This is a genomic window from Arthrobacter sp. NamB2, from assembly GCF_005281365.1.
Lineage (GTDB): Bacteria > Actinomycetota > Actinomycetes > Actinomycetales > Micrococcaceae > Arthrobacter_D.
In genome coordinates this window covers 169,278-191,534 of record NZ_SZWI01000002.1, presented here as the reverse complement: position 1 = coordinate 191,534, position 22,257 = coordinate 169,278, and the positions used below count along the sequence as shown (strand labels likewise).

Below are 22,257 nucleotides of genomic sequence, written 5' to 3'. Positions count from 1 at the left end.
GGGAGGGGCAGCGCAGGATCAGGCAGGTGCGCCGGATGACGACACCTCACGGTCGGTAGCCCTCGAGCAGGAGATGAGGACCCCGACGGCGGCAAGGACTGCGACCATCGAGGACCCGCCGTAGGAGACGAAGGGCAGGGGCACGCCGATCACGGGGATCATGCCGGTCACGACGGCGATGTTCAGGATGGCCTGTCCGATGATCCACACGAGGATCGCTCCACTGACGTAGGTGACGTAGAGATCCCTGGACCGCTTCGAGATCCGGTAGATGGAGTACGCGAGCACTGCGAAGAGCAGGATCACGAGCAGGGCTCCGACGAGTCCGAGTTCCTCCCCGAGGATGGCGAACACGAAGTCGTTGTGTGCTTCGGGTATCCAGTTCACCTTCTGTCGGCTCTGGCCGATGCCGACGCCGAAGACACCTCCACCAGCGAGGCCGTACAGGGCCTGAGCGCTCTGGTAACCCAGTCCCTCGGCCGTCCCCTCGGCGGCCGGGTCCAGCCACGCGCTGATGCGCAGCATGCGGTTGGGACTGGAGGTCACCGCCAGGAGGATCCCGATGGTACCGAGGACCAGACCGCCGACGAACAGTTTGGGGCTTGCACCGGCGAGGAAGAACAATCCGACGACGATGAGTGCCAGCACCATCGCGGTTCCGAGGTCCTTTCCCGCGATCACGATCCCGATCGCGATCATCGCGGCCGGGACGACGGGAATCGCCATGTGCTTCCAGTTCCCGAGCAGCCTGGCCTTCCGCGCCAGGATCGCGGAGCCCCAGATGATGATGCTGAGCTTGAGGAACTCCGACGGCTGCGCGGTCAGGGGACCGATCCCGATCCAGTTCCGGTTGCCCTGGACCTCGACGCCGAGCGGGCTGAACACCAGCAGGGAGAAGGCGAGGGAACCGAGGAGGATCAGCCACGACAGCTTCTTGTACGTCGCCAGGGGGACGAACGCGCAGACCACCAGCGCGGCACTGCCGATGCCTGCCCACATGAGCTGCTTGGTGAAGGTGTCGAAAGGCGATTCGCCGGCCGCGACCAGCTCGACCGACGACGCCGACAGCACCATCATCAGACCGATCGTCACCAGGGCGAAGGTCGTTGTGATCAGCAGGTTCCGGGAGTTCCTGTTCGAGTACGGTCGCGGCGCCCCGACGATCTTCCGGAGGCGGACCTGGCGGAAAGGTGCCCGAGCACCGGAGGGATTCGAGCGTGCGGCGGTAGGGGCGGGTGTCATCGGCGTCCTGGGGACATGACCGGCACCAGGTGCACAGGTCCGGGCGGAGGGGAAGGAATACAAGTGTGCCAAGGATGACCTTCCGCCTCGTGGAGGCGCATCGGCGATTCCGCGAGAACGGCGACGGGAACGGCGGCGAGGACCGCCTCGGCGACGCGCTTCCCGGTACTGCGGCGCGCGGCAGGCAGGATAGTCCCAGGGACCCCTCGGGCAGGATCCAACGCTCCGGGTCGGCGCCCTGCCGGGGCTGGTACGTTGAACGAGTGCTCACCGTAATCGGGGAAACCCTCATCGACGAAGTCGTCAGCGACACCGCCTCAATGCGCGCGCACGTGGGCGGTAGCCCCATGAACGTCGCCGTGGGGCTCGCACGTCTGGGTCATCCGGCGCAGTTCGTCGGACGGTACGGCGACGACGACTACGGCCGGATGATCCGGAAGCACCTCCGCGACAACTCAGTGCCCTTTCCCGTCGAACCGGACGGCGCTCCCACGAGCGTCGCGACGGCGCGCCTCGACCCGGCCGGGGGAGCCTCCTACGACTTCCGGCTCGTCTGGGAGCTCCCCGACCTGCCCGAGCGCAAGGACAGTCTCCTCGATGGGACGACCCTCCTGCACACCGGTTCCATCGCCACGATGCTCAGCCCGGGGGCCGACGACGTCCTGGCCCTCGTCACTGCGGCCCACCCCCTCGTCACCGTCACCTATGACCCCAACTGCAGGCCGACGATCATCCGCGATCCGGCGTTCGCCCGGGAGCAGGCCGAGAGGTTCGTGGTGCTCGCCGACGTCGTGAAGGCCTCCGACGAGGACCTTGCCTGGCTCTATCCCGACCGCACCCCGGAGCAGTCGGCGCGGGCCTGGCTGGACGCCGGGGCCGCCGTCGTCGTCGTCACCCGCGGGTCGAAAGGACCGTGGGGTGTCTGCCGGGCGGGCGAGGTGTCCGTTCCTGCGCCCTCGACGAGCGTCGTGGACACCGTGGGGGCGGGGGACTCGTTCATGGCGGCCCTGCTCGGGTCCCTCGTGGACCTCGAACTCGACGGAGCCCATCGGCGGGACGAGCTGCGCCGAATCAACCTCGGACAGTTGACCGGCATGCTGCAGTACGCGGCGCGGGCAGCAGCCATCACGGTCTCGCGTGCTGGGGCCAATCCGCCCACGCGCGAAGAGATGATCCACCCCTGAGCCACACTTCGCCACGACCCCCAGGAGCACAGCGATGACCCGCGATCCGTACGCAGACCTTCCGCAGGTACCCGAGTTCGAGCTCACCAGCGAGAGCATCAGCCACAACGCACCCCTCGACGCCGCACAGGTGTCAGGGCTGATGGGAGCGGGTGGCAGTGACGAGTCCCCGCAGCTCAGCTGGAGTGGGTTCCCCGACGGCACGAAGAGCTTCGCCGTGACCGTCTACGACCCGGACGCCCCCACGGCCAGCGGCTTCTGGCACTGGGCGGTTCTGAATCTGCCGGTCACCACCACATCCCTGCCGGCGGGTGCCGGAACGCCGGGCTCCGGTTTGTTGCCGGAGGGGGCGGTGCAGCTCCGGAACGACGGCGGCTTTGCCGGGTTCGTGGGAGCCGCACCTCCCGCAGGACACGGTCCGCACCACTACCACGTGGTCGTCCACGCGGTCGACGTCGAGACCCTCGATGTCCCGGCCGAAGCCACGCCCGCGTATCTAGGCTTCACCCTGTTCTCGCACGGCATCGGGCGCGCGCGGATCATCGGTACGTTCGAGCAGTAGGTCACGGACCGAGCAACCCGCGACAGGACGGGCGCCGGTACGCTGGAAGCCCAGAACACAAAGGAGTCAGTGATGCGCCTCGTGGCGAGCGACATGGACGGGACCGTCGTCGGTCATGACGGCAAGATGAGCGAACGCACCATCCGTGCGTTTCGGGCGTGTGCCGAGGCCGGGGTGGACGTCGTCTTCGTCACCGGCCGTCCACCCCGCTGGCTGCAGCCCCTCCGCGACCAGCTCGGCCACACCGGGACGGTGATCTGTTCCAACGGGGCCCTCACCTACGATCTGGCATCCGAGCACGTCCTCGATGCGAAACTCCTGGACCCCGAGGATGTCTACGCCGCGCGCGACATCATCCGCGGCCTCTTTCCCGCAGCTACCTTCGCCGCGGAGACGGTGTCGGGGTTCAAGGTCGAGTCGGGTTTCGCCGACGCGTCGACCTCCGAACTCCTCGGCGGCCTCACGGCGGAGCCCTTCGAGAAATCGCTGCCCGGCGAGGACATCGTGAAGTTCCTCGCGCGGGAGAAGGACATCTCACCCGACGAATTCCTCGCCGCGGTCCGGCCGGCCGTCGCGCACCTCGTGTCGACGACGCACTCCGCGCCGACCATCGCCCTGCTCGAGATGGCCGTGCCGGACATCGACAAGTCCGTCACGCTGGCGCAGTATGCGGCCGAGCGAGGCATCGAGGCAGCGGACGTCGTCGCCTTCGGCGACATGCCGAACGACGTGCAGATGCTGGGCTGGGCGGGGCAGGGCTACGCGATGGCGTCGGGACACCCAGACGCCCTTGCTGCGGCGAACCTCGTGGCACCGCCGTTCGACGAGGACGGCGTGGCACAGGTGCTGGAGGAACGGCTTGCGGCGCTTCGGACGGCCTGACCAGGGCGCCTACCCCTACCTGCACAATGCGGCAGGGAATCCTCCGAGTCCCTGCCCGATCGCCCTGGTGCACCGGGGCTTCGCGCCGGACGGCGGCGAGAACACCATGGCCGCTTTCGAGCGTGCCGTGGAGCTCGGCTTCCGGTACCTCGAGATCGACGTACGCGCCTCGAGCGACGGCGTCGTGATGGTCTTCCACGACGAGGACCTCGACCGCGTGACCGACGCCCATGGTCGCATGGCGGCTCGCACCGCGCGGGAGCTCGGAGGGTTGTCCGTCGGCGGAGACGGCGGCATCCCGACGCTCGAAGCCGTGCTGCTGCGGTGGCCCGACCTCCGCCTGAACATCGACGTCAAGAGTGGTGCCTGCGTGCGGCCGTTCGCGGACCTCATCAACCGCCTTCGCGCCCATGACCGGGTGCTCGTAGCGTCCTTCTCCGATCGCCGCCGCCGCAAGGTGCTGCGGCTGCTGAAGGGACCGACGGCGTCGTCGGCGGGAATGGCGGTCACCACGCTCCTGAAGCTCCTTGCGCCGCTCGGCCTGGCTGGAGCGATCAGCAGAGCCTCAGCGGTCCAGGCGCTCCAGGTGCCTGAGACCTACCGCGGGATGCGCGTCGTGACGGGCCGATTCGTCGACGCGTGCCATGCGGCCGGGCTGCAGGTCCATGTGTGGACGATCAACGACCGGGCCGACATGGACCGCCTGCTGGACCTGGGGGTCGACGGACTCGTGTCCGATGCCGCGGACGTCCTCGCGGATTGCATGGCGGCGAGGTCTGCCTGGCCGCAGGGTGACGTACGCGCCTAGCCTCTATCGGCAGTCACCGCCACCGCCCGTACATGCGGGAGCCCGGTCGCGGCCACTCCCGCAACCGGGCTCCCTCGGTATCGATGGATCAACGGGGTATCGCGCCCACCGCTGACCCATCGAGTCTAGGATCGGGCGTCCGCGCTGCGGACGCCCGATCGGCTACTTTCGGCCCTTGCCGGGCTTCGGTTCGACGGTCAGCTCCACGGAATCCGTGGTCGCCGCACCGTGGGGGTTCAAGAACGTCGCGCGGAACAGCCGGCCGTCTTCGGCGGGCTGCGCCTTCTTGACCTCGGCGACCGACGTGTAGGTGCCGTCGTCGCTGCGCTCCGCACGCTGGGTGACGTCCGCGACCTGCCAGGTGGCGCCGTCGTCGTCGGAACTCTCCCAGACCGCTACGGGCTCCGGTGTTCCGGTCGCACTCGCCACGAAGCGTGCCTTGTGCCCGTCCCGCACAGTCACCGATTGCGGTGCCGAGGCGAGTTCGGGCAGCTCCACGGTCTGGTCGACGGTGGGCCAGCCGTCCTCCCAACCCATCCTCTGCAGTCCGAGCGTCGGGACGTACGGGGCCGCCGTGTTGTTGCGGTCGTAGTAGTGGAACGCGAGGTAGTCACCGAATACGGACTGTCCGCCCAGGCCGTTCATCGCCCCGTGGGATTCCATGAGGATGGTTCCTCCGCCGCCAACCATGTCGCGTCCCTGCTTGTCCAGGTACGGGCCCGTGATGGATTCCGAGCGGGCCACGGCAATCTTGTAGGTGGAGTCCGCGCCGCGGCAGCAGAAATCGAAGGACGTGAACAGGTAGTAGTAGCCGTCGCGCTGCATGATGTACGGCGCCTCGATGGGGTTGCCCGGGATGAAGCGGTCCGCGATGTTCACGGTCTGCGACTGCCAGTTCTCCACCGGCTTGCCACTCGGCCACTCCAACGGCACGAGGAAGATCCCGTACCAGAAGGACCCGATCGACATGTAGGGCTTGCCGTCAGCGTCCTCGACGATGCCGGCGTCAATGGCGTTGAAGGTCTTGCCGGGATTGTTCGGGTCGAGGCCTGTGACGGGGGAGTCGACGACGAGCCCCTGGTCCACCCACCTGTAGTCGGGGTCATCGGGATCGAGCGTGGTGTTCGTCGCCAGAGCCGTGAGGGAGTTGTTCCCGCCGAACTGGGATGCCGAGTAGTAGAGGTAGTAGGTGCCGTCGTTCTCGTAGATTTCCGGAGCCCAGAGGTTCTCCGGAAGGACACCGCCTGCATAGCGCTCGTCGATCCACGCCGGGATTTCGTCCCACACGGTGCCCCGGTATTCCCACGTGGTCCCCTCGTCCTTCGAGGACCAGGTCTGAATGGTGCCGCCGTTCTCCCGGGCAAGGAGGCCGGTGGAGTAGACGTACCAGGTGCCGTCGTCGTCGATGATCAGGGCCGGATCGTGGATGGGCGTCGTGTCGCCGACGACCGACTTGCCTCCGACGAGGTCGTCGATGGTCCGGGCTGCGGATTGCTGGGTGAGGGCGCCGGTCTGGGCAGGGACTTTCGGCTCTGCCGTCGCCGGCAGTGCTGCACTTGTGAGGGCGAGTGCCAGGACGGCTGCGACACTCGCGGATCGCGACCAGAGCTTCGTACGTGACGTCATTATCACGTGGTCCTTTCGATGGGGAGAGGGCGGGCGGGCGACGGTGCACGCTCGATTTACATCGTTGTCTACATCGTTGTAGAACAGTGTCACGCGGGCACCGGGTCAGTCAAGGGAGGGTCAAGAAAAGCATAACTTTCGGAGACGCTCCGGTGCTGCCCGGGGATGGTGCGCGCTATCGCGGCCAGAAATGAGGGGCGACGAGGAAGCTAGAGGGCAGCGACGCCGGCCCTTACTGCGAGCACCGCGAGCTGCACTCGGCCGGCCACATTGAGCTTCGCCATGATCTTCGTGATCTGGGCCTTCACGGTTGCCTCGCTGACGTGCAACGCGCCTGCAATCTGGCCATTCGTCCGACCCTCGGTCAGCGCGGACAGAATCGCCCGGTCACGAGCCGGCAGGCGCTTGATCAGCGCAAGTTCGAATGACTCCTCGGGTTCGGCAGCCACTGGAAACCGCTCGAGATCGGGCGGCATGGAGAAGATGCACTCGCCCCTGTCGATCATGCGGATGGCGGCGTCCAGATCGGATGAGACCGAGTATTTGGAGAGGTAGCTGACGGCACCCGCACGGTAGGCATCCCGCATGACGTCGAAGTCGGTGATGGAAGACAGCATCGCTACCTTGACCTTGGGAGCGCGAGCGGAAATTTCCTGCACGGCTCGGAGCGCGTCGACATTGCGCACCTTGGTCTCCATCAGCACGACATCGGGCATGAGAGCGACCGCGTTCTTGATCGCGTCATCACCCGTCGAGCTGACGGCCTGGAGCTCAATGTGATCAAGACGCTCGAACAGGCGCTCCATCCCAAGGCGCACCAGGTAATCATCATCCACCAGATGGACGCGCAGTGTTTTCTGCACCAAAGCCGAGAACCTCCCCCTGAACCGATAGCTCGACGCAATCGGTGATGCGGATCGGCAACTCTCGCGGCCTCCCCTCAACTAGGAATATCGGAAACCGGCAGAGATAGCCAGACGGGATACCGGCTACGGCCTGTCGGACCGCGCAGATAGCTTGTCAGCTACTTCGCCGCGGTCCTTTTGGGCTGGTGAAGTGGCACCATCCGTGGCGTGCGGTGACGTGTCAGAGCATGCCGTGGTGTCGGAGGCAGGACACGGCGTTTCCTGCCCTTCCATACGCGATGTTGCCGCCCGTCGTCGCCGCTGCACGGGCGTGAGGCTAGCTGGTCGGACAGGCCACACTAGCTGCCCTGCTATGGGTTCCGGGCCTACTGCGTGGGTAGCGTTCCGAGGGCCGCGCCATGTCCTGAGCGCGCTTCTTCTTGATCAAGGAGCAGTTTTGACGTTACTTATTGGGGGGCCGCCTACACGGCGGCATAGAAATACCATGAGATTGATGGCAGGAGGAGTTGTAGCGGGCCTTGCCCTGGCTCCACTGCAGGGAGCGGTTGCCGCTCCCCTTCCCACCGATGAGAGTGCCGCGCGTGCCGAGGTTCTCAGCGGCTCGTTGTTCACCGGAATCGACCTGATCGGCCTCGGCCTTGCCGAGAGCGCATTCCCGAGCGATCCCGGACCAGACTCATCTTCGCTCAATGCAACCGTGCTGAACGCAGTCCAGGTCGATCTCGGCACTGTCCGAGTTCCACTGCTGAACCCCGCTGGCGGAACGGGCGGCCTGCTATCGTTCGGCGAAGCCGGAGTGCTCAACACCTACGCATCTGCTCCGTCGGCCACCAATGCTGTCGCCGCTGCCGGCGCAGTCGGCGCCGATGGTGCAATTGCAGTCTCGCCCGCGTCCGGGGCGGACGCAGCATCCGTCGACCTCACGCCCCTGCTGAGCCAGGTTGCCGGCGGTAGCGTCGTCGACCAGCTCTCGCTCGATCTGGGTGTGCTCGCGTCGCGGGCTGCGCAGAGCGGCGTCGAGACGCCGACCTCGCAGTACGTCGTCGCGGATGCGCAACTCCTCCTGCGCAGCCCTCTGGTCGGAACCCTGACCACGGACGTAAGCAGGACCGTCGACGGTCTGGCAGCAGCGCTGAACAACGCGGGCGCTGGGATCGACCTGGACTTGTCGCTTCTCGGTCTCGCCAACGCCGCCGTCGGACCGGTCACCGTGACGGTGGACGGAGCAGGCGCAGCCCTGGACGCTGTCGTCGATCCGATCCTGGACACACCTCGAGTCAGCACCGATGGGCTCGTCTCTGTGAACCTGCGAACCGGCGAGATCGCAGTCGACCTTGATGCTCTCGGCCTCAACGGTCGGCCCGCCAACACCCAGGTGCTGACATCAGCGGACATCAACCGGATCACGGCCGCCGTGACCCAGGTGCTGACCGATGCTGTCGCCGAGATCAACACCGCTATCACGGGAGCTGTCCCAGCGCTTCAGGTAACGGTCAATGCTGGCGTAGAGGTCGCCTCCACGCTTCCCCTCGTTCCAACCCTCTCGGGTTCGGCTACCCTCACGGGAACCCTCGGTGGATTCACCGGCACCCCCGGTGCAGTGGCACCGACTGTCGCGCTCAACATCGCGGGTCTGGACGCAAACCTGACCACGGCTCTTTCGGGTCTCTTGACCTCGAATCTTGTACCTGCAATCGGTTCAGCCCTGACCGGCACGCTGAGCAACGCGACCGCAGGCCTCACGAATTTCGTCAACCAGACCGTAGGCGCCCTGTCGCCTGGTCTCGCGGTAGTACTCTCCGAGGTTGTTCAACTCGTGGTCAACGAGCAGCCCACGCCGGGACTTCTCGGTGACGATTCCTTCACGGTGAGCGCGCTCGCTGTCACACTGCTGCCTCGACTGGATCCGGTGTCGCTTCGCTTCGCGACTTCCACGGTCTTCGCTTTTGAGGAAGACAACACGGGCGACAACACGGGCGACAACACGGGCGACAACACGGGCGACAACACGGGCGACAACACGGGCGACAACACCGGAGTCAACACTGCCGACAACACGACTGTGAACACGGCTGACAACACTGCTGTGACTGGTGCCATCAACGGTGCGGACAACACTGCTGTGGCTGGTGCCATCAATGGCGCCGACAACACGACGGTGAACACGGCTGACAACACTGCAGTCCTGGGTGACGTCAACGGCGCGGACAACACTTCGGTGCTCGGTGCGATCAACGGTGCGGACAACACTGCTGTGGCTGGTGCGATCAACGGAGCCGACAACACTGCTGTGGCTGGTGCTATCAATGGCGCTGACAACACGGCTGTAGCTGGCGGTGTCAACGGTGCCGACAACACTGCAGTCCTGGGTGACGTCAACGGTGCCGACAACGGAACTGTGAACGGTGCTGACAATGGTGCGGTCAACGGGACTGTGAATGGTGCTGACAATGGCGCTGACAACCCGGTGAACCCGGCAGACAACGGTGCTGACAACACCACCGTCAACACGCTCGACAACACGGCTGACAACACGCTCGATAACACAGCTGACAACACGGCTGTGACCGGTGCCGATAACGCTGCGGTGAACCCCGCAACGAACGGCGCTACCAACACCGCCACGACGCCGCCCCTGAATGGCGTCACGGACAAGCGGGGTGCCGTCACCGGCACCCAGCTCGTCCACACCGGCGCTGAAGGAGTCGTTCCCCTCGTGGGCTTCGGCATCCTGCTCCTCCTGGTCGGCATCGCCGGACTGGTCCTGAGCAAGCGTCGGAACCAGGCGCACGCCTAACCAGGAACGCGTCCAGCTGGAACAAACCATGGCGGCAGGGGACAACCCTTGCCGCCATGGCTTTGTCTCGCCCCCTCACGCACACCCCTTCCCTTTCCCATCTCCAGAGAGCAAAGCAGTGAGCTCACCACGCATCCGAAAGATCCCCGCCATCGTCCTCCTCGTCGGAGCCCTGATCGGCGGCGGCCACATGGCGGCAACTCTCGCCTTCACCGGACCGCAGACTCCCTTGAAGCAGTCCCTGCAGCCGGGCCTCAACCGGTATTTCCTGGGTCCGCTGGACCAGGGCTGGAACCTGTTCGCGCCGGGCGTCTACTCACAGGACGAGTACATGCTCGTTCGGGCGTGCATCAGCCCGGCAAAGGTCTGCGCGGGCGGCGACGCGGCCGGCGCCGAGTTCACCGAGTGGCGGAACGTCAGCGAGGAGGAAGCCCCTCACGCGGCTCTTCGGACCATCGCCAATCGCGAGCACCGGCAATCCAAGGTTGTGCACAGCCGTTTTTGGCCTACGGCTTCTGCCCTGTCGCCGGACTACCGTCAGATGGCCGAAGGAAGCCACCTCGACCAGGAACCCGTTTTCGGCGTGGACCTAGATTCCGAGGAAGCAGCCGACACCATCGCGGCCGACCAGCTCAACAAGCTGCGGACCTACCAGCGCATGGAGGACGTCGCCGTAGGCTTCGCCTCGCTGTATGCGCTTCACACCTGGGGCGAGGAAGCATCGCTTGTCGAGGTGCGCATGCGCCGGGATGCCGTCGTTCCCTTCGAGCAGCGTCACCACGCCTCAGCCGAACCCACCCAGAGCTTCATGAACATCGGCTGGCGCAGCGTCATGCCCTTCAGCGAGGAGACCCGAAACGCATGGCTGTAACATCCCCTCCTCGACCGGCGGCGGCCGCCGAAGACCGTCCCATCCGATCCTGGGTGCGCGCGCACCGGAACAAGCCGTCCGAATGGCTGCTCGGGCTATCCTCCTGGTTCGTGGCCGACCGCCACGGTTCCTACGGCCTGGCCGTGATGAGAATCGTTTCCGGGAGCCTCGTACTCGCATGGCTCCTGGCGAACCTTCCGGTAGCAGAGCGCATCTGGGGCCCCGGCTCGGCCTATTGGGAGCCCCACCGCAACGTCATCGGCTACATGTGGCCGCTCGATCTGCTGCGGAACGCTGGCAGCGGCACCTTCTGGACCTGGTACGTCATCACGATCGCGCTGGTCATCGCATTCATTCTGGGGTGGCGCACACGCTTCATCACACCCCTGCTGTTCGTGTTCTATGCAGGCATCAACGCACAGAACACCGTGATCGCCGACGGCGGCAACTATTTCTTCCGCATCATGCTCATCTACCTGGTCTTCGCGGACATCTCGAGGAGATGGTCGCTGGATGCCAGGCGGCGAGCCCGGAAGTCCCCGCCGGGTACCCAGACTGGCTCGGTGCTGCACAACCTCGCGCTCTGCATGGTCGTCGCCCAGCTCTGCCTCGTCTACTTCGAGGCCGGCATGTACAAGGTGCAGGGCACCGCCTGGCAGAACGGCACCGCGGTCTACTACCCGCTCGCGTCCGAAACCTACGGAGCGCTTCCCTGGCTCTCGGGAGCTCTGACGTTCTTCGCCTGGGCGACGGTCCTGGCGACCTACTTCACGGTGATCATCCAGATCGCCTTCCCGTTCCTGCTGTTCAACAAGGTGACCCGGCGCATCACGCTGCTCGGGATCCTGGCGATGCACCTCGGAATCGCGATCGCGATGGGCCTGCCGTTCTTCTCGGGAATCATGGCCTCTGCCGATGCAGTCCTGGTCGGCAGCACCACCTGGATTGCAATTCAGCGCTGGGGCGCCGGTGCGCTGCAGAAGCTGACTGCAAAGCTGGGCATCCGACGAGGAGTGGCAACAACCGTACCGTCTGCATCAGTGCCGGGGCTCGACACCGATGTGGTTGCTAACCCGCGCAGCGAGGATCGCGCTTTGGTAAGCCGGCGCTGAGGCGGACTGCCATGCCGCCGTCGTCATCGACCGGTCGATGCGTTACCCCCGGAGGACCGGATTCCCGAGTGTCCGGAGATAGTGAAGCGCTGCTGGGGCATAGGTACGCATCGACTCGTCGTCGGCGTACACCAGCAGGCGCAACCACGAGCCGTACCGGTGCACCCCCGCCAGCTTCAGTGCCGGCTCGACGGCAGCCCTGAGGTCCTCGGATGGCGCATATGTGGTCCACCGGTCGAGATAGTCGGTGACGACCGACTGTATGCGTGCGTCCTCCGCCGTCGTGTTCCACTGCTCGCGCATCTGCGTGATCGGCACGAGCAGCGCGCTGAACGGGTGCGCCCAGTAGGAGTCCGCGAAATCGAAGAAACGCAACGGATCGTCGGGGCTCCCCGGCAGGAAGCAGTTCCGGGCGTGCAGGTCGTTGTGGTCGAGCGACAGAGGCACGGACACACCACGCAGCACGTCGACGGCCTCGTTGATGACCGGAAGCCGTCGTACGACGTCGTCCGCGTCCTCGGCCGACAGGTACAGCGGGTGCCCATCGGGAAGCCCGGTGTGCAGGAGCAACTGGTTCTCGACGAAGTTCGCTGCCACCTCGGGATTCATGATGACCAACCCGGCTTGCGAGAGCCGTTCTCCGTGCGGCGCGGCGAGCTGCTGCAGGTCGGCGAAGTCAGTTGCCACCCGCGACCAGACGGAAGCGTCGTCCGATCCCAGGCTGTCGAGGGTGGCTCCATGATCCGCGGTGAGCATCCAGCCGCGCGAGGGCTCTATCGCCAGGGGAGCGGCGACATGATCCGGAGCGAGTTCACCCAGCAGCGACATGATGGATGCTTCCGCGAGCTGTCCGAGGTTGTTCTCCTTGAACCACAGTGTTCCGTGATCCGTGGGCACCGTCAGCTGCGTGGACCAGAATCGGATGCGGGGCTGTTCGGACGGACCGGTCCGGGACACTCCGAAGGTCTCCAGCACGAGGTCGATCCACTGCTCCGCCTGCTGTCGCCACTCGGGGGAGGCCCAGGTCTGGCGGGGGTTGTTCATCGGGGACCGGGGACCGGGGATGGGGAAGAGCGACATGCTGATCATTCTTCCACTGGCTGACTCAGCCCAGTTTCGAAGGCCTGCTGCCGTGGTCCCTTGATTCGAGCTCATCCGGCCCTGCGACATGCTCGCTTCCGCGGACCCGCGCGATCGCCGTCATCCCGTGGAAGATCAGGAGCGCCGCGGCCGTTCCGAGGGCGATGCCGGCGAAGGTGAGATCACCGATGGTCCAGGTGAAGTCGGCGATACCGATCACCAGGGCCACCCCGGCCGTCGACAGGTTGATGGGGTTGGAGAAGTTCACCTGGTTCTGCACCCAGATCCGGACACCGAGGATCCCGATCATGCCGTAGAGGACAACGCCGGCGCCGCCGAGCACTCCCTGAGGCACGGTGGCGATCAGGGCACCGAACTTCGGGAACAGGCTCAGGAGGATCGCCACGATGCCCGCCACCCAGTAGGCCGCGGTCGAGTACACGCGCGACGCCGCCATGACACCGATGTTCTCCGCGTAGGTGGTGGTGCCGGATCCGCCGCCGGCTCCGGCGACCATCGTCGCGATGCCGTCCGCCATGAGCGCGCGGCCGGTCAGCGGATCGAGATCGCGATGTGTCATCGCGGCCACCGACTTCACGTGCCCGATGTTCTCTGCGACGAGGACCAGGACGACGGGAACGAAGAGGCCGACGACGGACAGGTGGAACGCGGGCGCGGAGAACTCCGGCAGTCCGATCCAGGCGGCATCGTTGATCGCGGCGAAATCGACTTCACCGCGGAACATGGCGACGACGTACCCGGCGAGGACACCGACCAGGATGGACAGGCGCCCGAGGATTCCCTTGAACAACACCGTGACGAGCAGGATCGCGATGACGGTCACCAAGGCCGTGAGGGGTGCCTGCTCGAAGTTCGTCTTCGCGGTGGGCGCCAAGTTCAGGCCGATCAGGGCGACGATGGCGCCCGTGACGATGGGTGGCATGGCCAGCTGGATCCAGCGCGCCCCGGCAGTGTGGACGATCAGACCGATGACGGCGAGTGCCGCGCCCGCCATGATGATGCCACCGAGGGCTCCGGCTGCGCCGTGCTGTGACTGCGCAGCGGCGATCGGCGCGATGAAGGCGAAACTCGACCCGAGGTAGCTCGGCACCTTCCCCGCGGTGATGACCAGGAACAGGATGGTGCCGATGCCGGAGAACAGGAGGGTGGTCGACGGCGGAAAGCCCGTGATGAGAGGTACGAGGAACGTCGCTCCGAACATGGCCACGACGTGCTGGGCTCCGACGCCGATGGTCCTGGGCCAGCTCAGGCGTTCCTCGGGAGCGACGAAACCGCCCGGGAGGACATTCCTGCCGTCCCCATGGAGAGTCCAGCTGATTCCTCGTGTGCTCATGGGCGTGCCTTCCACAGGTGGTCGCGGGGGGTTCCGGAGAATCCTATCCGCAGCACGTGACAGGGGTGTTACGGCGTGTGCGACACCCCTGTCGGCGAATCCTGCGGATCCGCGCCAGGGCTTTCTCCCGTGGTCAGCTGATGACGCCGTCCACCAGGGCCTTGGCCTCGGCCTGCACCTGCTTCAAGTGCTCCTCGCCCTTGAAGGACTCCGCGTAGATCTTGTAGACGTCCTCCGTGCCCGAGGGCCTCGCAGCGAACCAGGCGTTCTCCGTCGTGACCTTCAGGCCGCCTACCGGCGCGCCGTTGCCAGGAGCCTCCGTCAGGCGTGCCGTGATCTCCTCACCGGCGAGTGTGGTGGCGGTGACGTCGGACGGCGAGAGCTTGCCCAGCGCCGCTTTCTGCTCGCGGGTGGCAGCTGCGTCGATGCGCGCGTACACGGGAGCGCCGAAGCGCTCCGTGAGTCCTGCGTAGTGCTGGGAGGGGGTCTTTCCGGTGACAGCGGTGATCTCCGAGGCGAGGAGGGCCAGCAGGATGCCGTCCTTGTCGGTGCTCCAGGGCGTGCCGTCATGGCGCAGGAAGGAAGCACCCGCGGACTCCTCGCCGCCGAAGGCGAGGTCGCCGGTGAGGAGTCCCGGCACGAACCACTTGAAGCCCACGGGAACCTCCTGCAGCACCCGACCGAGATCGAGGGCCACGCGATCGATGATCGACGACGACACGAGGGTCTTGCCGATGACGGCGTCCGCCCGCCAGTTGGGGCGGTTCGCGTAGAGGTACTGGATCGCGACGGCGAGGTAGTGGTTCGGGTTCATCAGACCCCCGTCCGGTGTGACGATCCCGTGCCTGTCGGCGTCGGCGTCGTTCCCCGTCGAGATGTCGAACTCCGACGCCCGGCCGATGAGCGACGCCATGGCGTACTGCGAGGAGCAGTCCATCCGGATCTTCTCGTCCCAGTCGAGGGTCATGAACGCCCACTGGGGGTCGACCGTCGGGTTGACCACCGTCAGGTTCAGGTTGTGCCGCTCACCGATCGCTCCCCAGTAGTCCACCGAGGCGCCCCCCATGGGGTCGGCGCCGATGTGGACGTTCGCCGACCGGATGGCGTCGAGGTTCAGGACCGAGGGGAGGTCGTCGATGTACTGCTGCAGGAAGTCGTAGCTGCCGATTCCTTCCGCGGTGCGGGCCTGCGAGATCGGCATGCGCCTGACGTCCCGCAGTCCTCCCTCGAGGAGGTCGTTCGCGCGGTTCGCGATCCAGGTCGTGGCATCCGAGTCGGCAGGGCCTCCGTGCGGCGGGTTGTACTTGAAACCGCCGTCGGCCGGCGGATTGTGCGACGGCGTGATGACGATCCCGTCGGCCTGCTCGATCTTCGCCGCGTTGTAGGTGAGGATCGCGTGGGACACCGCGGGGGTCGGGGTGTAGGCGCCCCGCGCGTCGATCAGGACTCTCACTCCGTTGGCCGCCAGGACCTCGAGCGCGGTGTTCTGCGCCGGCTCGGAGAGCGCATGGGTGTCCTTCCCCATGAAGAGCGGCCCCGTGATCCCCTGCCCGGCACGGTACTCGACGATCGCCTGCGTGATCGCAGCGATGTGCCCCTCGTTGAAGGATGACTTCAGGGACGAGCCGCGGTGGCCCGACGTCCCGAAGGCCACGCGCTGCGCGGGGTCCCCGAGATCGGGCTCGACGTCGAAATACGCGTCGAGCAGCTTGGTCACATCTACGAGGTCGCTGGGAAGGGCTACGGTGCCCGCTCGGTTAGCCATGGCCCCAGCATGTCAAAGAACGCCCCCGATTACATCCGCTGATCGTTCGTGACGACCGAGCGCAGGGGAAACGTGATCCGGTTGCCCGTTCGACGATCATCAGTAAGCTGAGTATCAGCACCCAGTCAGGGGCAGACGCATCACGGAAGGTACCACCATGAGCGAGAATTCCAGCGACACCCCCACCGGCGATCCCGAGGAGCAGGGCGCGGAGGAGGCCGGCAAGCTCGAGGAGCAGGCAGCCGGCGGCTACGGCGGACCCGGCACCGAGGACGAGATCGCCCCCGATTTCGAGGCGGACAACGACGGCGGTTCGGACGACTGACGCATACCGGCCGGTTCTCGGACGGGGCGGGACCCACCGCTAGGGTGGTTGGATGACCACGCACGCGCACCGGCGTCCGCTCAGGATCGTTCTCGCACCGGATTCCCTCAAGGGCAGCCTCCCCGCGGCGGAGGCTGCCCTTGCCATGTCCGCAGGGGTCCGCGCTGCGGCCCGGCGTCTCGGTCACCCCGAACCGGCTGTCGTCCTGGCCCCGCTCGCGGACGGCGGGGAGGGAACCCTCGATGCGCTCCTCGCCGCCTGGGAGGTCGAGCCGCGGACCACGGAGTGCCACGACGCGGCCGGCCGTGCCCGCAGGGCGCGGTATGCAATCTCGCAGGTCCCGGCCACGGGTGCGGAGGCGGCACCCGTGTCGGACCCCGTGACGGACCCGAGGCGCCAGGAGCGGCTGCCGGTACGTGGGGTGCTCGAAGCCGCCGAAGCCAACGGCCTGCCCCTGGTCGCGGACATCCCCCTCGATGCGCTCACGGCCACCAGTTACGGCGTCGGCGAGATCGCGGCACAACTCCTCGACGACGGCGCCGAGGAGATCCTGCTGTGCATCGGCGGCTCCGCGACCACGGATGGCGGGACCGGGCTGCTGTCCGCGCTCGGTGCCCGGTTCCTCGATGCGGACGGTGACCCCCTGCTGCCTGGTGGCGGAAGTCTCACTGCCCTGGCCTCGATCGACACCTCGAACCTGCACCCGCGAGCCCTCGACGTACGCTGGCGCATCGCGGTGGACGTCGACAATCCCCTGTGCGGACCGCGCGGTGCCGCTACGGTCTTCGGGCCGCAGAAGGGCGCCACGCCGGACGACGTCGTCGTACTCGATCACGCACTGTCCCACCTCGCCCGCGTCGTCGAGGAGCGGACCGGCGTCGCGATGGTGGACGTTCCCGGTGCCGGTGCCGCCGGCGGCCTCCCCGCCGTCCTCGTCCCGTTTCTCGGTGCGGAGATCGTGCCGGGCTCCGCTCTCGTGGCGGACGCCGTCGGGCTCGCCGGCGCGCTGGCCGAGGCCGACCTCGTGCTGACCGGTGAGGGCTCCTTCGACTCGCAGTCCCTGGGTGGCAAGGTGGTGCAGGCCGTCGTCGCGACCGCGCCCGACACCTGCGCCGTCGTCGTGATCGCCGGGCGCGTCCAGCTCTCGGCAGTACAGGTGCAGGACGCCGGGCTGGCGGGGGCGTTCTCCCTCGCAACGGGTCCCATGGCTCTCGAGGAGCTCATCCAGGGCGCCGCGTCACTGATGGAGGACGCCGCCGCACACGTCTACGGGGTGTTCGGAGCGACTGTTCCCCGCTAGACCGTGATCCCGCGCTTCAGGATAGAAGTCCGGGCGACGGCGCCGTCCGCGCAACGGGCCGACCCGCGGTATCGAGCGGCTGCACGGTGCTAGCGGACCGCGCCCATGCCCTTGCTGATGGCAGGCGCGGCTGCGATGAGAGAACCACCCAGGATAATCGCCGTGATGCCGCTGAAGGCGAAGTACGGCACCTCGTTCGCTTCCGAGTAGAAACCGGCAAGGAGGCCCGACACCGTGGTCCCGAGCGAGATGGACAGGAAGAACAGGGCAAGCATCTGTGTGCGGAAGGCCTCGGGTGCCAGCTTGGTGGTCACGGACAGCCCGATCGGCGAGATGAAGAGCTCTGCCCAGGTGAACAGCAGCAGGATCCCGGCCAGGCCGATCAGCGGTGTGCTGTTGGCCCCTCCGCCCGCGAAGGGGATGAACGCGAGGAACGCGACGCCCATGACAATCAGCCCGAAGGAGAACTTCAGGGAAGAGGAGGGCTGGCGGCTGCCGAGCCGTGTCCAGAGGGCGGCGAAGATCCCGGCGAAGATGATGATGAAGACCGGGTTGATGGACTGCACCATGCCCGGCGGCATCTCCCAGCCGAACAGGTTCCGGTCCAGTCGGCTCTCGGAATACAGCGCCACCACCGTGAACTGCTGCTGGAACAGCGACCAGAACGCGGCACTCGCGACGAAGAGCGGCATGAAGGAGTAGACCCGGCGCCGCTCCTCGGCCGTGACCCTGCTGCTCGAGAGGATGACGGCGAAGTAGGCGAGGGTCGCCGCGATGGCGGTGTAGGCCATCACGCCGGCCAGGTTGCCGGCATCGAGGAGCCCGGTGGCCAGGACCACACCGACGAGAATGACGACGACGGCCGCGATCGCGATCCAGCGCGGGTAGGCCGACCGGGGCAGGGGGTCCTCGACGGCGTGCGCCGCGGCCGGAAGGTTCTTGCGGGTCGCTGCATACTGGAGGAGCCCGGCTGCCATGCCGACGGCGGCCAGCCCGAATCCGACGTGGAAGCCGTAGGTGTCCCAGGCCAGGTTGGTGAGCAGCGGGCCCATGAGGCCGCCGATGTTGATGCCCATGTAGAAGATGGAGAAGCCCGCGTCGCGGCGGTCGTCGCCGGGCGCGTAGAGCGTGCCGACGAGTGAGGACGCGTTGGCCTTCAGGCCGCCGGACCCGACGCCAACCATCACGAGGCCGACCGAGAGGCCGACGACGCCCGGCAGCAGGGCGAGGGCTACGTGCCCGCACATGATGATGATCGCGGAGTAGAACAGGACCCGCTCGCTACCGAGCACCCGGTCGGCCAGCCAGGCGCCGAGGATCGTCGAGAGGTAGACGCCACCGCCATACGCGCCCACGAGGCCGGCGGCCGTGCCCGGATCGAGTGCCAACCCTCCCTCGGCCAGGGAATACGTCATGTAGAACAGCAGCAGTGCCTGCATGCCGTAGAACGAGAACCGCTCCCACAGTTCGACGCTGAAGAGGTTCGCCAACATTCGCGGGTGGCCAAGGAACGTTCTTTCGCCGGAGTCGGCGGTCCGCTGGAGTGTACTCACTTACTCCATGGTGCCGCTCGGGCCGGCGGAGGCAAAATCGCTTCCGCCCGCCCGGAGGGCCTCGATCTGGGCGGTCGCCGCGAGGAGGTGCGCTTCCTCCCCGGGGCGTCCGATGAGCTGCACGCTCATCGACAGTCCGTCCGGGAGGCGCAGCGTGGGGACGGTCACGGCCGGAAGGCCGCACACATTGACCATGGACGTGTAGGGGGAGTACTGGCACTGCCGCAGGTAGTCGGTGTCGCCGTCGGCGTCGGTGTACCACCCGATGGGACGAGGGGTCATGGCCACCGCGGGGGTGAGCACCATGTCGTAGCGCGAGTACTGCTCGATGGTGCTCTGCTCGAACTGGCGCAGTACGTCGACGGCGCCCGCCAGTTGCGCGGCCGTGCGTCCCAGCGCCCTGCGGCGCAGCACGCGGGTGATGTCCGTCAGCCGGTCCTCCCGGTCCGCCGGTATCGGAGCGGTCGCCAGGCCCGCGGTCCAGACGAGCTGGAACGCGTCGTGGTAGCGCTCGTCGTACACCAGGTCGGCATCGACGACGTCGTGACCCGCGCCCTGCAGCAGCTGGATCCCCGCGTGGAGGGCCCCGGTCGCAGCGCTGTCCAGGCTGATGTCCATCGCGGACGAGAAGGGCGACGCCGTACTGACCCCGATGCGGAAACGACCCTCAGCGCGCAGAGCGGCGTCGGTGAAGGACCCCGGGTACCGTGAGGCGGCGCTCATGGGCCGGTAGTTCGGTTCTGCCACGAGGGCGTCGAGGAGGAGCCCGGCGTCCACGGCGGAACGGGCGAGCGGTCCGGCGACGACGAACTGCCCGAGGTCGGCCTGCCCGGAGCCGGAGGGCACGCGCCCGCGGTTCGGCTTCAGGCCCACCAGGCCGGTCGCTGCTGCCGGGATGCGGATCGAACCTCCACCGTCGGTGCCCGGAGCGAACGGAACCATACGGGCAGCCACCGCTGCTGCACTCCCGCCAGAGGACCCGGCAGGGCTGAGCCGGCGGTCGAGCGGGTTGCGGGCAGGTGGGGCGATGCGGTTCTCGCTGTAGCAGCTCAGCCCGAACTCCGGCACCTGGGTCTTGCCCAGGCTGATGGCGCCGGCGCGACGCAGGACGGCGGCGAGCGGCGCGTCCTCCGAGGCCGCCGCGTGATCGAGCGCTGCCGTGCCGAGCGTGGTCCTGACTCCGGCGACATCGGTGAGGTCCTTGTGGGCAAGGGGAACCCCGTGCAGGGCACCGAGGGCCACTCCCGTGGAGCGCAGCCCGTCCGCGTGGTCCGCAGCGCGCAGGGCGTCGTCGTGCGTCACCGTGACGAACGAGCCGAGGTCCGGGTTGAGCGCGTCCACGCGCCGGAGGAAGTGCTCGGTGACCTCGCGCGCACTGACGGCGCCTCGGGCCAGGGCGTCCCGGAGGGTGAGTGCGGAGAGATCATGCAGTTCGCTCAAGGGGCTTCCAGTCGCTGGGCGGGCGGGTCCGGGACCCGCCACGCCGTGGGCCCCCGACAACAACAAGCACAACTATAGGAGCCGCTTCAAGGGACCACCGGCAGCCGCGACCGCACGTAGCAATGGCGGGCCCGCGCCGGGGCGTGAAAAGCTAGGCGCATGAGTGAACCCCAGAACGTACCGGTGACGGCCGTGCCCAGCGACGCGCGGATCCTCGACGTCCGCGAGGACTACGAGTGGGAAGCGGGCCACGTCGAGGGCGCGCTGCACATCCCGCTCGACCAGCTTCCGGCACGGCTCGCCGAGCTGGATCCCGACGAGGACCTGCACGTGATCTGCCGCAGCGGCGGCCGGTCGCAGCGCGCAGCCGAGTGGCTTGAGGGCAACGGCTACACGGCCGTCAACGTGAGCGGCGGCATGGGCGCCTGGCTCGAGGCCGGTAAGCCGATGGTGTCCGAGACGGGCAGCGAGCCCACCGTCCTGTGACGCGTCCGGACACGTCCTCCTACGCCTATCTCGGGCCGGAGGGAACCTTCACGGAGGCCGCGCTGCTCCAGGTGCCCGGTGCCGATGCTGCCCGCCGGGTGCCGGCATCGACGGTCGGTGCGGCGCTGGACGCCGTCCGTTCGGGCGCAGTGGACGCTGCCATGGTGCCTATCGAGAACTCGGTGGAGGGCGGCGTCAGCGCCACGCTGGACGCCATCGCCGTCGGAAAGCCGTTGCGCATCCTCCGCGAGGAACTCGTGCCGATCACCTTCGTCCTCGCTGGTCGGCAGGGTTCGGCGCTCGGCGCCGTCCGCCGCATCGCGACGCACGGCCACGCCTGGGCCCAGTGCCGCAACTGGGTCGATGCCCATGTCGCCGGAGCGGAGTACATCCCGGCGTCGTCGACCGCTGCCGCGGCCTTCGGGCTCGTCGACGGGGAGGACTCCTATGAGGCCGCGATCTGCTCACCCCTGGTGGCCCGGCGGCTCGGGCTCGCCGTGCTGGCGTCGGACATCGGGGACGTCAGCGACGCCGTCACGCGGTTCATCCTCGTCGGCCGGCCGGATGCCCTGCCGCCGCGCACCGGAGCCGACAAGACGACCCTCGTGATCCCCCTGCCCGAGGACCACCCGGGCGCCCTGATGCAGATCCTCGATCAGTTCGCGGCCCGCGGCGTGAACCTCAGCCGCATCGAGTCCAGGCCCACGGGGCAATTCCTCGGCGACTACTTCTTCAGCGTGGACGCGGACGGCCACGTCGAGGACGCCCGTGTCGCCGATGCGCTCAAGGGACTGCACCGCATCAGCCCCGGGATCCGCTTCCTCGGGTCCTATGCACGCGCCGACCGCCGGACGCCCGCCGTCGAGCGTCACACCTCCGACGAGGCCTTCGGTTCGGCCGATGCGTGGCTCGGGCAGATCCTCGGAGGCCGCTGAACCGACGGTGCAGGGAGGGCCGAAAGCACAGTAGGCTTACTATCGAAGGTCCTCCTCCCACTCGAAGGC

19 protein-coding genes are annotated in these 22,257 nt (G+C 67.2%); 11 read left to right on the top strand and 8 right to left on the bottom strand.

Annotated features, from left to right (window positions below; translation table 11 throughout):
- Positions 1-18: 18 nt before the first annotated feature.
- Positions 19-1,242, bottom strand: coding sequence for a putative lipid II flippase FtsW (gene ftsW, locus FDK12_RS04550; RefSeq protein ID WP_137368460.1), 1,224 nt, complete (start codon positions 1,240-1,242; stop codon positions 19-21).
- A gap of 263 nt (positions 1,243-1,505) precedes the next feature.
- Between ftsW and FDK12_RS04545 the strand changes: the two genes are divergently transcribed.
- The 4 genes from FDK12_RS04545 to FDK12_RS04530 all read left to right on the top strand — a co-directional run bounded on the left by FDK12_RS04545 (position 1,506) and on the right by FDK12_RS04530 (position 4,678).
- Complete coding sequence (locus FDK12_RS04545; RefSeq protein WP_137368788.1) at positions 1,506-2,426, top strand: carbohydrate kinase family protein; 921 nt, start codon at positions 1,506-1,508, stop codon at positions 2,424-2,426.
- A 34-nt stretch (positions 2,427-2,460) separates the two neighbouring features.
- Positions 2,461-2,988, top strand: a complete 528-nt coding sequence (locus tag FDK12_RS04540) for a YbhB/YbcL family Raf kinase inhibitor-like protein (RefSeq protein WP_137368459.1) — start codon at positions 2,461-2,463, stop codon at positions 2,986-2,988.
- A 72-nt stretch (positions 2,989-3,060) separates the two neighbouring features.
- A complete protein-coding gene (locus FDK12_RS04535) occupies positions 3,061-3,870 on the top strand; it encodes an HAD family hydrolase (RefSeq protein WP_137368458.1) in 810 nt (269 codons plus the stop codon).
- Positions 3,848-4,678: a glycerophosphodiester phosphodiesterase family protein gene (locus FDK12_RS04530; RefSeq protein ID WP_137368457.1), complete on the top strand. Its 831-nt coding sequence runs from the start codon at positions 3,848-3,850 to the stop codon at positions 4,676-4,678. The genes FDK12_RS04535 and FDK12_RS04530 overlap by 23 nt, the downstream gene beginning before the upstream one ends.
- A 162-nt stretch (positions 4,679-4,840) precedes the next feature.
- Here FDK12_RS04530 and FDK12_RS04525 read toward each other — a convergent pair whose 3' ends face one another.
- Complete coding sequence (locus FDK12_RS04525) at positions 4,841-6,304, bottom strand: glycoside hydrolase family 43 protein (protein WP_137368456.1); 1,464 nt, start codon at positions 6,302-6,304, stop codon at positions 4,841-4,843.
- A 209-nt stretch (positions 6,305-6,513) separates the two neighbouring features.
- Positions 6,514-7,167, bottom strand: a complete 654-nt coding sequence (locus FDK12_RS04520) for a response regulator transcription factor (RefSeq protein WP_137368455.1) — start codon at positions 7,165-7,167, stop codon at positions 6,514-6,516.
- Between the two features lie 496 nt (positions 7,168-7,663).
- Here FDK12_RS04520 and FDK12_RS04515 point away from each other — a divergent pair, with 496 nt between their 5' ends.
- From FDK12_RS04515 to FDK12_RS04505, 3 genes are all read left to right on the top strand, one after another.
- The gene (locus FDK12_RS04515) at positions 7,664-9,967 is read left to right on the top strand and encodes a choice-of-anchor G family protein (RefSeq protein ID WP_189636262.1); all 2,304 of its coding nucleotides are present in this window, start codon (positions 7,664-7,666) and stop codon (positions 9,965-9,967) included.
- Positions 9,968-10,085: 118 nt separating this feature from the next.
- Positions 10,086-10,838, top strand: a complete 753-nt coding sequence (locus FDK12_RS04510) for a DUF5819 family protein (protein ID WP_137368453.1) — start codon at positions 10,086-10,088, stop codon at positions 10,836-10,838.
- Entirely contained in the window at positions 10,829-11,950 is a 1,122-nt protein-coding gene (locus tag FDK12_RS04505; protein ID WP_137368452.1) for an HTTM domain-containing protein, read from the top strand. Before FDK12_RS04510 ends, FDK12_RS04505 begins: the two co-directional genes overlap by 10 nt.
- A 42-nt stretch (positions 11,951-11,992) precedes the next feature.
- Here the strand turns inward: FDK12_RS04505 and FDK12_RS04500 are convergent, their stop codons facing one another.
- The 3 genes from FDK12_RS04500 to pgm all read right to left on the bottom strand — a co-directional run bounded on the left by FDK12_RS04500 (position 11,993) and on the right by pgm (position 16,149).
- Positions 11,993-13,030, bottom strand: coding sequence for a hypothetical protein (locus FDK12_RS04500; protein WP_137368451.1), 1,038 nt, complete (start codon positions 13,028-13,030; stop codon positions 11,993-11,995).
- Positions 13,031-13,055: 25 nt separating this feature from the next.
- On the bottom strand, positions 13,056-14,384 hold the full coding sequence (locus FDK12_RS04495) for a uracil-xanthine permease family protein (protein WP_137368450.1): 1,329 nt from the start codon (positions 14,382-14,384) through the stop codon (positions 13,056-13,058).
- Between the two features lie 133 nt (positions 14,385-14,517).
- Positions 14,518-16,149 carry a phosphoglucomutase (alpha-D-glucose-1,6-bisphosphate-dependent) gene (gene pgm / locus FDK12_RS04490; RefSeq protein WP_137368449.1) on the bottom strand — a complete coding sequence of 544 codons (1,632 nt, stop codon included), beginning with the start codon at positions 16,147-16,149 and terminating at the stop codon, positions 14,518-14,520.
- A 157-nt stretch (positions 16,150-16,306) separates the two neighbouring features.
- Between pgm and FDK12_RS15015 the strand changes: the two genes are divergently transcribed.
- Both FDK12_RS15015 and FDK12_RS04485 read left to right on the top strand, forming a co-directional pair.
- On the top strand, positions 16,307-16,474 hold the full coding sequence (locus tag FDK12_RS15015; protein ID WP_181036337.1) for a hypothetical protein: 168 nt from the start codon (positions 16,307-16,309) through the stop codon (positions 16,472-16,474).
- Between the two features lie 52 nt (positions 16,475-16,526).
- Positions 16,527-17,774: a glycerate kinase gene (locus FDK12_RS04485; protein WP_137368448.1), complete on the top strand. Its 1,248-nt coding sequence runs from the start codon at positions 16,527-16,529 to the stop codon at positions 17,772-17,774.
- Positions 17,775-17,863: 89 nt separating this feature from the next.
- On the opposite strand, the gene FDK12_RS04480 is transcribed toward FDK12_RS04485, so the two are convergent.
- A complete protein-coding gene (locus FDK12_RS04480) occupies positions 17,864-19,327 on the bottom strand; it encodes a peptide MFS transporter (protein WP_223263088.1) in 1,464 nt (487 codons plus the stop codon).
- Positions 19,328-20,767, bottom strand: a complete 1,440-nt coding sequence (locus FDK12_RS04475) for an amidase (protein ID WP_137368446.1) — start codon at positions 20,765-20,767, stop codon at positions 19,328-19,330.
- Positions 20,768-20,926: 159 nt separating this feature from the next.
- On the opposite strand from FDK12_RS04475, the gene FDK12_RS04470 reads away from it, so the two are divergent.
- Both FDK12_RS04470 and pheA read left to right on the top strand, forming a co-directional pair.
- Complete coding sequence (locus FDK12_RS04470; protein WP_137368445.1) at positions 20,927-21,253, top strand: rhodanese-like domain-containing protein; 327 nt, start codon at positions 20,927-20,929, stop codon at positions 21,251-21,253.
- Positions 21,250-22,188, top strand: coding sequence for a prephenate dehydratase (gene pheA, locus FDK12_RS04465; RefSeq protein WP_137368444.1), 939 nt, complete (start codon positions 21,250-21,252; stop codon positions 22,186-22,188). Before FDK12_RS04470 ends, pheA begins: the two co-directional genes overlap by 4 nt.
- The last annotated feature ends 69 nt before the right edge of the window (positions 22,189-22,257 follow it).